This window comes from Gemmatimonadota bacterium, from assembly GCA_009841265.1.
GTDB lineage: Bacteria > JAAXHH01 > JAAXHH01 > JAAXHH01 > JAAXHH01 > JAAXHH01.
Map to the genome: position 1 here is coordinate 187,865 of VXMB01000007.1, position 12,836 is coordinate 200,700.

The window sequence follows — 12,836 nt, forward strand, 5'->3', positions numbered from 1 at the left end:
CTGACGGGGTTGTCCGCGGGTTCCGTCTATCCCCGCAACACCTCTTCGTAGTAGGCTTCGTAATGCGGGACCACGGCCTCTTCCGCGAAGTGGTCCAACACCCGCTGCCGGGCCTGCCGGCCGACCGCCTCTCGAAAGTCGTCGTTCACAAGCAGGTCGGTGGCGTGCCGGGCCATCTGCCGGATGTCGCCCACTTCGGTGATATAGCCCGTCTCTCCGTGGCGCACGAGTTCCGGCAGGCCGCCGGCGTTGGCGCCGATCACCGGGACGCCGCAGCTCATCGCCTCCAGGGCCGACAGGCCGAAGCTCTCCTGTTCGCTGGGAAGCAGATACAGGTCGGAACAGGAGAGGATCCGGTCCACACCCTCCTGCTCTCCCATAAAGACCACGCCGTCCTGGAGCCCCAGTTCCCGGGCCAGTTCCTGCATGGGGATGCGCTCCGGACCTTCCCCCACCAGCAACAGCTTGCACTTTACTTCGCGCCGCACCTCCGCGTACATGCGGATGATGTCCCCGATGCGCTTGACCGGCCGGAAATTTGACACGTGCGCGATGACCTTCTCGTCATCGTCGACGAAATTGCTGATGTCGCAGTGGCCGTCCCCCCGGCGGAACCGTTCGACGTCCACGAAATTGGGGATCACACGGATGTCCTTTTCGATGTCGAAAAGGGACAGCGTGTCGCGCTTGAGGGACTCGGAGACCGCCGTGACCCCCTGGCTTTCCTCGATGCTGAACCGGGTGATCCGGTAGAAGGACTTGTCGCTTCCCACGAGGGTGATGTCGGTGCCGTGGAGCGTCGTGATGACCTTGACGTCCCGGTCGCTCAGCATGTGCCGCGCCAGGAAGGCGCAGGTGGCGTGGGGCACGGCGTAGTGCACGTGGAGTATGTCCAGCTCCGCCTCGGAGGCCACGTCCGCCATTTTGGCCGCGAGCGCGAGGGTGTAGGGCGGGTACTTGAACAGTGGGTAGGGCATGACCTCCACGTTGTGGAAGGAGATGTTCTGGCTGTATTCCTGCAGGCGGAAGGGGATCGAATAGCTCACGAAGTGGACCCTGTGCCCCTTCCGGGCCAGCGCCTGTCCCAGTTCGGCGGCGATGGCGCCGCTTCCTCCATAGGTGGGATAGCAGGTGATGCCGATGTTCATCTGTTGCCGCCTATGCCTCTACCTTCGCCCACGAAGTGGGCCAGGGGATCGTCGATCGAAAGGTACTCCCGGACGACGAAAGGCTCTCCGTACCGCGCGCCGATCAGCTGTCCGTAGTAACGGCTCTGGGCTTCGACCTCTTCGAGGAAACCGGGCCGGCTGATGAAGGTCTCCGGTTCGGTGGAGTCCGGGTCGTGGAACTGCGACCGGTGGGCCTTCACGGCCTCGATCTTGCGGCTGTACGTAGACGTGATGTCGACGATGAACGATGGCCGGGGTTCCTGGTAGCGGTGGTGGGTAAGGTAGAAGACCACTTTCCGGGGCCGGAAGGCCGGGTGGTCCGTCTCGAGTTTCTCCAGGCCGGCCAGAAAGGCCGCGTCCCGGGCCAGCCGGGCGGTCGCCCCGTGATCGGGATGGCGGGCGATCTCGTGGGGAACGAGGAGCATGTCGGGCTGGTACCGGCGTATGGCGTCGATGAGGGCGTCGCGGTGCGTCGGGCAGGTACCGACGTGGGCGTCCGGCAGCTCCAGGTTCATCCTTTCGGACAAGCCAAGCACTTCCGCCGCCGCCGCCGCTTCCCCTTTCCGTCCGTCGACCGTTCCCCGGGTTCCCATCTCGCCAAGGCTCATGTCGACGATACCTGTGGCATATCCCAGGTCGGCGAACCGGATCATCAGTCCGCCGCAGTGCAACTCCACGTCGTCCGGGTGCGGGGATACGGCAAGCACATCGAGTTTCATAGCGGGGTCATCCTGTGTCTGAAGTCCGTTTCGTCCGTGGCCTCGATGAGGGTATTCATGACGTCGAAACCGTGAAGGGCGACGTACTGCCAGATGTTGGCCACCCGTTCCTGGAGGTGTCCGTTGGGATACAGCAGGCGGTCCGCCCGCATGATCTGGCCGCGCATGACCCCGTCCGCCTTCTTCAGGGCGCGGAGGGTCTTTTCTTCCAGCCTGCCCAGGGCGAAGCGGGTCTTCCGCTCCGAAGCCTCGACGATCCGGCTCAGTCCGGGATCTATGGACGTCACGTGTCCCTTCAGGTTTCTGTAGTGGGCTTCCACGTCGCCCCGTGCGGCCCGGAGACCCTCGGTGACCGGTACCGGCATCTCTTCCCGGAGTTTCCGGTCGACCACGGATTCGATGCCGTGGACGAAATGGGAGATCGCGAGGCCGTGTTTCTCCAGGACCCGGGCGGTCCTCGCGCCCACCAGCGTATGGGACGCACGGGGATAGACCACTGGGAAGGGCAGGCCGAACTGCCGGTAGACCCCGCCGAGCTGGCCGTAGTAGGCGATTTCCGCCGGACCGCCGATATAGGTCAGCGTCGGAAACAGCGTGTCCTGCACCAGGGGCCGGGTGATGACGTTGTGCGTGAACCGACCGGGCGTATCCTTAAGCATTCCTAGCAGTTCCTCGCCGGTAAAGGAGAGGCTTTCGTCCCGGCTGCTGAACCGCCCTTCCTCGTAGCGCAGGGCGTTGCGCTGCCCGTCCCGGTACAGAAACAGGTTCACCGCGTCCGGGGACCGGGAGACCTGGGGATGAAACCCGGCGTCCTCCAGATCGCGGGACGCCTCCAGGACCGAACGCGTGGTCGCGAGCGGCGCGCGGATTTCCCGCTCGAACACGGGGCGCATAAGGGGTTTCAGCGCCGGGTCGGTGGGGTCGACGAGAACCAGGCCCTGTTCCCGGAACAGCAGCGTCATGAGCCGCGCGAAGGCATCGGACAGCGAAGTCTCGGCGGTGCAGTGCCGCCGAAGCGCCTCGATGGCGGACGGACGGTACTCCGAGTCGGGCAGGGCCTCGGCGAACTGCCCGAGCAGCGTTTCGATACCGGGTCCGAGCAGGCGGTCGCTCGCGGACCGGCGGTCGTTGGGGTCGTCGGGGCTCAGCTCGAACCTGAGGGCGTCCCCGTCCGTCCGGCAGACGTGGACATGGTTGATTTCGGCGTAGTCATGGTCGTCGGCGGCCATCCAGAAGACGGGCACGGCCCGCACGCCGGTTTCCTCCGAGACCCGCCTCGCCAGCTTGACCGCCGTTACGGCCTTGTAGATGGTGAACAGCGGTCCGGTCAACAGGCCCGTCTGCTGTCCGGTGGAAACGACGAAGGTATCGTCCCCGGCGAGGGAACGGGCGTTGGCGATGACCGTCTCGTCCGCCCCGAACCGGTCGTTCTGGACCTCGAGGATCCCGGCAAGCGCCTTGCGCGGCGGCGGCACGGCGCGAGATCTGACGGCCTCGATCATGCGCGGCCATACCTCCGGATCGCGTGGATCGTGGGTGTAGAAAGGCCGCAACGACTCGAAGTCTTCGAGAAAGGTATGCAGCAGGTGGTTCGGCAACACCTGGCGGTAATCCACTGCATGAGTGTTCATGAAACCGGCCTTGTTCGGCGCTTTTCCATGATGAGCAGGTAGGCGGGCAGGGCGACCAGGGCCGTCGCCAGCGTGGCGATCTCTCCCACGTTGGCCATGATCCCGAAGGAATGCAGGCCCCGGTTGGACGTCAGCATGAGCGAGGTGTACCCGATCAGCGTCGTGGACGAACACATGACCAGAGCCGAGCCCGTATGCTGTACCATATTACGTATGGAACCCCGTCCGTCAAGGCGGTAGCGTTGATACAGGTTCACGCTGTAGTCCACCCCGATGCCCAGCGTTGTGGGGATGACGATGAAGTTGAAGAAGTTCACCTTGATGTCGAAGACGGCGATGACCCCGCCCATCACCAGCATGCCGCCCAGCAGGGAGGCCAGGATCACCACCGACGCATGGATGCTCCGGAATGCCAGAACGAGGAGCGTGATCACGCCCACGAAGCAGGCGATCGTGGCGATGGGTCCGTCGCGGTCCACGGCCTTAAGCATGTCGGCGAAGACCACGGCCTCTCCGGAAGAATAGATGACTTCATCGTCCGGCAGGCGGTTGGAACGGACGACCTCCGCGAACCGGATCAGGTTCCGGCCGTTCCAGAGCCCGGCGTCCGACCGCGGGTAGACGTAGATCAGGCGGCCCACCGTCCCGTCCCGCTCCTCGTAGGGCCGCGTGAGCGCTTCCGGCAGGTCGTCCACGGTGATCCCGTCCAGGCTCAGGTTGTCGCGGAAATCGTTGATCTTCGCGAGCTGGTCGGGCGGTATCCCGAGTTCGTCGGGCGGATTCGTGTCGAGCATGTACTCGATGTCCCAGAGGACGTCGATCTTGTCTTCCTGGTCCTCCGGCAGCAGGTCGTAAATAGTCCGTACCCGGTCGATGGTCGGATTGGGAACTTCCTTTTCGGCCTCTTTCTTGTCCAGCACGGCCCGGCGTATGCCCGGCACCTGGTCCAGGCGGTCCGCCAGGATGACGGCCGGCGACTGCGATATGCCGAAGAGGGCGTTGACGCGGTGGTTGAGGATCCGCTCGTAGGTGTCGCCCCGCGGCTCGTTGCGGAGTTTCGAGAAGTCGTACTCGAAGGAGTTCGGTAGCCACCACACCAGCATGGCGGCGCCCAGCACGACCAGGGAGAAACTCGTGCCCACCACGGCCCGCGGTTTCTTCTGCACCAGGTTGGCGAGGCGGCTCATCGACCTGCCCCGGGAGACCTTCCGGGTCCAGGTCTTCCGCCCGAACGCGGTACGGTCCCAGAGCATCAGCAGCGCCGGCAGGATGGAGAAAGTCGAAAGCCAGCACAGCAGCATGCCCAGGCCGCCGATGAACCCGAAATGATTGAAGCCCCGGAAATCGGTGATCATGAGGGTACCGTAGGCCAGGCCGGTGGACGCCGCCGAGGTGACCGTCGCCGTGAGCGTGTTCCGGAAGGCGATCTGCACGCCGTCCCGTGCGTTCTCTCCCCGCAGCCGCTCTTCCTTGTATCGGGACATCAGGATCAGGCCGTAGTTGATGCCGTTCCCGATGATGATGGCGCCCAGGAAGGCGGTCTGCATGTTCAGGTAGCCGATGCGGAAGTAGGTCAGGCAGAACGTCCAGAGGATGCCGACGACCACGACCAGCGTGATGTTGATGACCGGGACGATGGTGCGGAAGTAGAGGAATATGGCCAGGGCGACCAGGGACAGCGTGACGCCGGCCGACGTGAAGATCTCCCGGTTAACGGACTCGTACTGGTCCAGGATCAGGCGGTACTTGCCGGTGAGCCCGACTTTCAGCGACGGGTGGTAGGACGTGGGTTCGAGGCCTTCCGCGATGGCCAGGACCCGTTCGCAAAGGTCCCGCGAGAAGGACACGCCGGTCGACGATCCGAAGGGTTTCAGGACCATGACGAGAAACCGCCCCTGCTCGTCGTGTCCCGTGAAATAGCCGTCCACCCACTTGTCCAGCTTCTCCGACGCCTCTTTCTCGTACTTCTCCTCCAGGTCGCTCACGGTGAACGGTTCGTCATCCGTCTCCAGGCCGAGGTCTTCCTCGGAAACGAAAAGGGGATTCTGTTCCAGTTTCGTCTTCAGTATCTGCCGGCTCAGCCGGCTCTGGATCTCTTCCAGGTCTTCCAGGTCGGCGTACAGGTACTTGTGGTCTTCGTAGAACCGCTTTTCGTCGTCCACCCGGTACTCGATGTAGCGGACATATCCTTCAGGGAGATCGGACCGGAGCCTGCCGGCGAGGTCGTCGGCGTACCGCTGGGCGGCCGCCAGGTCTTCCGTTTCTATGACGACGGTCAGGTTGCCGATGCCACCGACGCGCTCCGTGAGCCGGTGTATGTCGTCGACGCTCCGGTAGCCTTCGGGGAGCAGTTCGACGAAGTCGGTTTTAAGCTGAAGCCTGGAGGCGAAATGGACGGAAATCGAGGCGGAAAGCAGCGCGAACAGCAGGACCTTTACCGGATGGCGGCAGATGAAGGCGATGTAACTGTTCAGGAAGCGGTCTAGGGCGGCTCTGGTCTCGGCCTTCACGGTGCATTCCTCGTGTGAATCGCGCACATCCAAGGTATGGAAATATCCCGGTAAACCACTGGGGTGTCAACCACTAAAACGGCGAATGCAACGGGGCTGAAGGGCTTCGGCGAAAGGCGTTTTTCTTTGACTTATCCCGCGCCCGACCTTACATATGCTGGACCCGTTTTTTTAATACAAACCATTGCTAAAAAAAGCGAAAGCCGTACTCCGCCCACTACATATTCCGCCCACTCCATGGCCTCAGTACAGCAAAGTGTTTCCGCCTCGGCTGTCCGTGCGACCGCGACCCGGATCATTACGCCGCGATCCATTCTCCTGGGCCTGACGAGCGTCGTACTGATTTCCCTCATCGTCCCCTATTTCCAGTACACCATGGCCTCGTCCCAGCTGGGCGCGGATCATCTCCACATCGGCGCGCTGTTTCTGGCCTTCGCGTACCTGGTCGTATTCAACGTGGTGCTGGCCAGGTGGAAGAAGGACTGGGCCCTAACGCCCCACGAGTTCGTCATCCCCCTGGCCATGGGCATGGCGGCATCGGGGCTGACGACCAACGGCATGGGCGCCCCGTTCATCTCCACGCTGATGGCCCCCTACCTGCTTGCGACGCCCGAGAACCAGTGGGCCGAGTACTTCTACCCGTACCTGAAGCCCTGGGCGACCGTCACGAACCAGGGCAACGCCCTCACGTGGCTGGTAGACGGCATCCCGCCCGGCGCGTCCATTCCCTGGAGCGTGTGGGGCATTCCGTTGTTCTGGTGGCTGACCTTCATCGTACCGATCATCTTCATGGGCCTGTGTCTCGTGGTCATCCTCAGGCGGCAGTGGGTCGAACACGAGAAGCTCGTCTTTCCCATGATGCAGATCCCCCTCGCCTTCACCCGCGGCATGGAATCTCCGAGCCGTGTCCCGGCCTTTCTCTCGGAGAAGCGTTTCTGGATCGGCTTTTCCATCCCGTTCTGCGTGATGATGTACAACATCGTCGGGTTCTTCACCCCGGTCGTGCCCCAGTTCCCCTATTTCGGGTCGGCGCCGCCCATCGTATTCGGCGAGGGGTTCCCCCCGCTGGAAATCAACTTCCGCCCGGCCATCCTGGGCATTTCCTATTTCGTCAACCTGGACGTCCTCGCCGGTTTCTGGGTGTTCTACATGATCGGGATCATCCAGGTGGGCATCGCTCACCGGATCGGGTACGACATCCCGGGACGGGACAACTACACGTCGATCCACCCCATGCTGGACTGGCAGAACATGGGCGCGTTCATCCTGTTCGTGGGATGGGGGCTCTGGCGAGCGCGGTTTCACATCCGCGCCGTGTGCTCCCAGGCCTTCGGCCGCAGGTCGGACCTGGACGACTCGCAGGAAATGCTGCCCTATCGGGTCGCAGTCTTCGGATTCATCGGGGGTTTCGTCTACGGGGTGGTCTGGCTGAACCAGCTGGGCATGAGCGTGCCCATCGCCGTGTTCCTCCTCGCCGGCGTATTCGTCATTTATATCGGCGTGTCCCGCATCATCGCCGAGGCCGGGCTGCCCTATGTGCGTTCGCCCATGATCGCCCAGGTGCTCGTGTTCTATTCGGTCGGGTCGGCCAACCTTTCCATGTCCACTATGACGGCCATGGCCCAGACGTACGGACCCGTCAGCGAGATCAAGTCGACCTTCATGCCCGCCTTCATGCAGGCGGCCAAACTGTCCGAGATCGGTACACGCTGGCAACGCGGCCTGGGCTGGTCGATCCTGGCCGCCGCGGTGATCGGCGTGGTGATCTCGCTGGTCTGGACGATCTATATGGGGTTCGACCAGGGCACGCGCCAGTTCACCAACGGCTGGTGGTTCGGCCGGATCGGTTCGACCATCCCCTACAATGAAACGCTCACCAAGATCCGGGACCCCTTCGGTCCGGACACGTCGCGGCTGATGTTCTTCCTGGTGGGCGGTGCGCTCATGTTTCTGCTCATGACACTGAGGGCCCGGCTGCCGGGCTGGCCGCTGCATCCCCTCGGATTCTTCCTTTCATACTCCTGGCCCGCCCGGGCGATCGTCTCGTCCATGTTCGTGTGCTGGGTCATCAAGAGCATCATGATGTGGGTCGGCGGCATCGAACTGTACCGGAAGGGACAGCCCTTCTTCCTGGGCCTGATCTTCGGCGTGGTCACCGGTGTGATTATCTCCATGTTCGTCGACTACGTGTGGTTCCCCCACGCGGGCCATCATATCTACGGGATAGACTAGCGTGTATTCGCGCATATTCGGTTACTTTTTCCTCGCCGTGGGCGTCCTGTTGTTTCTCGCCGTGGCCGTCGCCGGCCCGGCCTGGGTGACGGAGCACGTGATCCTGAGGATCGTCTCCCTTCCCGAGGACGTGCCGCCCAGACCCCTCGAGGAGGCGCCGGTGTCCTGGGAAGAGGTCTCCGAAATCGTTACCCGGGAACACGTGGAGGCCCATGTCCGGGCGATGAGCGAAAACCCGTCCCGCGTCGTCGGCTATCCGGGCAACCGGGCGGCCATGGAATACGTGGTCGATGCCTTCCATGCCGGAGGCCTGTCCGACGTAGCCGTCGACACCTTCACGGTATCCTCTCCCGTCGACCACGGATTCACGCTGACCGTGCACGACTCCGTCGAGACCGAGATACCGGTGTACCAGTTCTGGCCCAACCTGGTCCGGCTGAATTCCTTCCCCGACGGGATCCGGGGGGCCCTGCACTACGGCAGGCGGGGCGAATTCCAGGCCTTCAACGGGAAGGAGATCGAGGGGAGCATCGTCCTGGTCGATTTCGACGGGCGCGACCAGTACCTCAACGCGCGGATGCTCGGTGCCCAGGCCGTGCTGTTCCACGACAGCGGCCCCGGTTCCGTGACCAACAACCAGGCCCAGCGAAAGATCCTGGACGTGCCCGCCGACGTGCCGCGCTTCTGGGTCCCGGACCCGCATGCCGCCGAGGTCCTGGCGGCCGCGCGGTCCGGCGAGGTCGAAGTGACGATCCGGGGACGCATGTCATGGGAACGGGCGGAGACCTGGAACGTCATGGGGTGGATACCGGGCAAGGACGAGCCGCTGCCCGGAGGCGACGGCACGGAGAAGTGGAAAGACCGGATCGTCGTGCTGTCAACGTTCTACGACGCCATGTCGGTCGTACCCGGACTGGCGCCGGGCGCCGAGAGCGCGGGGGGCGTCGCCGCCATGCTGGAGCTGATAAACGTGCTCCGGGCCCATCCGCCGGGATACACGGTGCTGTTCCTGGCCACGTCCGCCCATTTCCACGGGCTGCAGGGCGTGAACGACTTCCTGGACCGTCACCAGAGGAAAGACGAGTTCTTCCTGGAACGGATCCCCGAAGCGGACCGGATCCCCTTCGACCTGTTCCTGGGCCTGGACCTCACCAGCAGGGCGGACCAGGTCGGCCTGTTCAGCTACGGCGATTTCATCTTCTTCACCTCGAATCTGGAGATTCTGTACGAACCCTATGCGGACCGGTACCTGAATTACGCGCGCAAGGCCGGGGTCCACGACGAAGCGGACAGCCGGACGGCCTACCTCAACACGCTGACGCACCCGCTCCGGTCGCAGGAAAGCTTCATGCCCGCCGGTCCCGCCTTCGACCACGAGATGGTCACGCTCGCCGGGCTCAACGGCATGACCTTCGCCACGGTAAACGACAACCGGCTCCTCATCGATACCCCGAAGGACCGGATCGAGTACGTCGATTTCTCCAACCTGGTCCGGCAGATCCGGACGCTGGGCACCCTGCTTCCCGCCATGCTGTCCGATCCCGAGGCCTTCGACGTGGACGAGTCGATACGGCTCAAGGACGAGGGCCGCGATATCGAGGGCCGGGTCCTCGAATTCGACCGCACCGTCGATTTCTTCAAGCCCAATACCCCGGTTTCCGACGCCCTGGTCGTCTACGAGCCGGGATACCAGAGCCACAGCGGCGTGCGGGGGTTCATGGTTACCCACGCCGACTCGCTGGGGTATTTCCGGCACTCCATGGTCCGGTTCCCCCGGGGACCGACGGAACTGCGCAGCTACGGCCTGGGCGCCGACGGCCGGATCGTGTACGCCCCGGACCTGGGTGAAGAAGGCAACGCCACCTTTCCTCTCGCGGTGCCGAATGCTGCAAAGGTGAACAATACCATACAGGTCCTCTTCCCCTGCGAGGAGATCAACCTCTTCGATATCGTGGACCCCGGCGTCTTCGTCGCCCTCGACAACCTGACCGTACTCGGCCGGGACAACAGTCCGTTGCGCAAGTACGGCGCAGCCTTCGTGGAAGACCAGAGTTTCTTCGGCAACTGGATGACCAACGCCGCAGTGGTCTTCGCCAGGCCCGAGGACCGGGTCAAGATGTTCATGAGCTCAGGGCCCCGGGGCGTCAAGTATCTGCTGACCAACACGCCCGAATCGTGGCTCGACGAACCGCCGGAGAGTATCTCGGACGACGCCATGGCCCTGGCCCAGGGACGGGGATTCACGGCGGACCACGGCCTGATCCTCTACCCCTTCTACCAGAGCGCCCTGGACCTGTGGTCGCTCAACCGGGCCCGCCTGATGAAACTGGAGGACCACGGCGTGACCAACGCCCGGGCCGCCGAACTCCACGAGGAAAGCACCGAGGCGCTTCGGGCCGCCCGGGAAGCCCTGGAGAATCGCCGCTACGACGCCTTCGCCGCACAGTCGCGGGAGGCTTGGGGCTACGAGGCGCGGGCCTATCCCGACGTGCGGTACGCCGCGGACGACACGGTGGACGGCATCGTGTTCTACTTCATGCTGCTGGTCCCTTTTTGTTTCTTCCTCGAACGGCTTTTCTTCGGTTTCACGGACATTCGGAAGCGGCTGGCCTCGGTGGGCGTGATCTTCGCGGCGGTCTTCATGCTGCTGCAGAACGTGCACCCCGCCTTCCAACTCAGCCTGACGCCGTACATGGTCTTTCTCGCCTTCCTCATACTGGCCATGGCGCTGATCATCATCACCATGATCGTGACCCGGTTCGACACCGAGATGAAGAACCTGACCCGGTCTGCAGCCGGACTCCACGAGGCGGACATCGGCCGGCTGAGCGCCACGGCCGTGGCCATATCCCTGGGGATATCGAACCTGCGCAAGCGGAAGATGCGCACGGCGCTGACCGCGGTCACGCTGACCCTGCTGACCTTCACCGTGTTGTCCTTCACTTCCTTCCGGACCGGCATCCAGTTCTATACACTGGACCGCGAGAACACCCCGCCGTACGACGGCGTCCTCATGCGCAGCCTGTCGTGGCACTCCCTGCCCACCTCCTTCCTGCCCTACGTGGAGAATGCCTTCGAAGACCAGGCGGACGTGGTGCCCCGGTCCTGGTACGAGCCGGAGGACATGACCAGTCCCTATATCGATCTGCGCGTTCCGGGCAAAGGGACCGCCACCACGGTACAGTCCGTCCTGGGACTGCACGCCGACGAACCGGCCGTCACCGGCCTGGACCGCTACCTGGTGACGGGCGGACGGTGGTTCGCCCCGGACGAAAGGACGGTCTGCCTGCTGCCCACGGAACTGGCCGAGCGGTTGAACGTGGGGCCGGAGGACGTGGGTACGGCGGAGGTGGAGATCCTCGGGGGACGCTATACCGTGATCGGACTGCTCGATTCCGATGGATTCGACGCCTACCGGGACATGGACGACGAGAGCATCATGCCCGCCAGTTTCTCCATGACCCGGACCCTGACCGAAATGGACATCGAAGTGTTCATGTCCACTATCCAGGCCTCCGAGCACCTGCCGTCCCGCAACGTGCTGGTCCTGCCCTATCGGCAGACGCTCGACCTGAACGGGTCCACACGGTCCGTGGCGATCGCGGGGTTCGCCGACGGCGATCAGCTACGCGATTCCGTGGAGGCCTTCATGTCGCGGGTCCTCCTGGCCGTGTTCGTCGGCATGGAAGACGAAGTAAGGGTTTACAGCTCCCTGGGCGCCACTTCGGTCTCGGGCCTGGCCAACCTGATCATCCTGGTGCTCATCGCAGCGTTCCTGGTGTTGAACACCATGATGGGCGCCGTGTTCGAACGGTTCCGGGAAATCGGCGTGTACAGCGCGGTGGGCCTGGCGCCGAATCATGTCGCCGCCCTGTTCATCGCCGAAGCCGCCGTATTCGCGACCCTCGGGGCCGTCTTCGGTTACCTGGCAGGCCAGATCATTACCATGGGGCTCTCGCAGTGGGACCTGCTGGGCGGCATGTCGCTCAACTATTCCTCCCTGTCGACCGTATACGCCACGATGGTCGTCATGGCCATCGTCTTCCTGTCCACCCTCTACCCGGCTAAGAAGGCCGCGGACATGACGGTAGAGGACGTGACACGGCGCTGGTCGCCCCCGCCGCCCGATGACGACGACTGGTGCTTCGAGTTCCCGTTCACGGTGACCGTCCCCGAAGCGTTGCCGCTGTCGGGTTACCTCAACCACATCTTCCAGACGCACGAGGACAGTTCGGCGGAGGACTTCGTCGCCGAGGGGACCTCGCTCGACGCGATACAGGGGGATACCTTCGATACGTATCACGTGGCGTCCACCGTCTGGCTGGCGCCGTACGACCTCGCCATCAGCCAGGACGTGCGGCTTGAACTGGAGCCCGTGCTCCACGAGAGACTGTACCGCATCCTGATCGTGATCCACCGCCGCAGCGGAGACCTGGCGCAGTGGCAGACGATCAACCGGCGGTTCTTTTCCGTTTTGAGGAAGCGGTTTCTCGTGTGGCGGACCCTCGCCGAGCCCATAAAGGCGCGGTACCGGGATATCAAGGCTTTCGATCGCCACACGGCCCTGTAGCCGGC

6 protein-coding genes are annotated in these 12,836 nt (G+C 63.6%); 2 read left to right on the forward strand and 4 right to left on the reverse strand.

The genetic code is table 11. The features are described from left to right. Window positions 1–26: 26 nt before the first annotated feature. Genes bshA through F4X08_02540 form a run of 4 tightly spaced genes read right to left on the reverse strand, consistent with a single transcriptional unit; the run spans window position 27 to window position 6,029 of the window. A complete protein-coding gene (gene bshA / locus F4X08_02525) occupies window positions 27–1,148 on the reverse strand; it encodes an N-acetyl-alpha-D-glucosaminyl L-malate synthase BshA (GenBank protein MYD24671.1) in 1,122 nt (373 codons plus the stop codon). Further along, window positions 1,145–1,888 (reverse strand): bacillithiol biosynthesis deacetylase BshB1, encoded by a 744-nt coding sequence (gene bshB1, locus F4X08_02530; protein ID MYD24672.1) that lies wholly within the window; start codon window positions 1,886–1,888, stop codon window positions 1,145–1,147. Before bshB1 ends, bshA begins: the two co-directional genes overlap by 4 nt. Beyond that, on the reverse strand, window positions 1,885–3,519 hold the full coding sequence (gene bshC, locus F4X08_02535; protein ID MYD24673.1) for a bacillithiol biosynthesis cysteine-adding enzyme BshC: 1,635 nt from the start codon (window positions 3,517–3,519) through the stop codon (window positions 1,885–1,887). The genes bshB1 and bshC overlap by 4 nt, the downstream gene beginning before the upstream one ends. Then, the gene (locus tag F4X08_02540; GenBank protein ID MYD24674.1) at window positions 3,516–6,029 is read right to left on the reverse strand and encodes an MMPL family transporter; all 2,514 of its coding nucleotides are present in this window, start codon (window positions 6,027–6,029) and stop codon (window positions 3,516–3,518) included. Before F4X08_02540 ends, bshC begins: the two co-directional genes overlap by 4 nt. Before the next feature lie 237 nt (window positions 6,030–6,266). Between F4X08_02540 and F4X08_02545 the strand changes: the two genes are divergently transcribed. Together F4X08_02545 and F4X08_02550 are read left to right on the forward strand one after the other, a co-directional pair. Then, on the forward strand, window positions 6,267–8,261 hold the full coding sequence (locus F4X08_02545; GenBank protein MYD24675.1) for a hypothetical protein: 1,995 nt from the start codon (window positions 6,267–6,269) through the stop codon (window positions 8,259–8,261). Between the two features lies 1 nt (window position 8,262). Then, a complete protein-coding gene (locus F4X08_02550) occupies window positions 8,263–12,831 on the forward strand; it encodes an FtsX-like permease family protein (GenBank protein ID MYD24676.1) in 4,569 nt (1,522 codons plus the stop codon). Window positions 12,832–12,836: the final 5 nt, after the last annotated feature.

Bases quoted from the DNA above. Each gene is read 5' to 3' on its own strand.
- bshC (MYD24673.1), bottom strand. From the start codon at position 3,519: ATGAACACTCATGCAGTGGATTACCGCCAGGTGTTGCCGAACCACCTG.
- bshB1 (MYD24672.1), bottom strand. From the start codon at position 1,888: ATGAAACTCGATGTGCTTGCCGTATCCCCGCACCCGGACGACGTGGAG.
- bshA (MYD24671.1), bottom strand. From the start codon at position 1,148: ATGAACATCGGCATCACCTGCTATCCCACCTATGGAGGAAGCGGCGCC.
- F4X08_02545 (MYD24675.1), top strand. From the start codon at position 6,267: ATGGCCTCAGTACAGCAAAGTGTTTCCGCCTCGGCTGTCCGTGCGACC.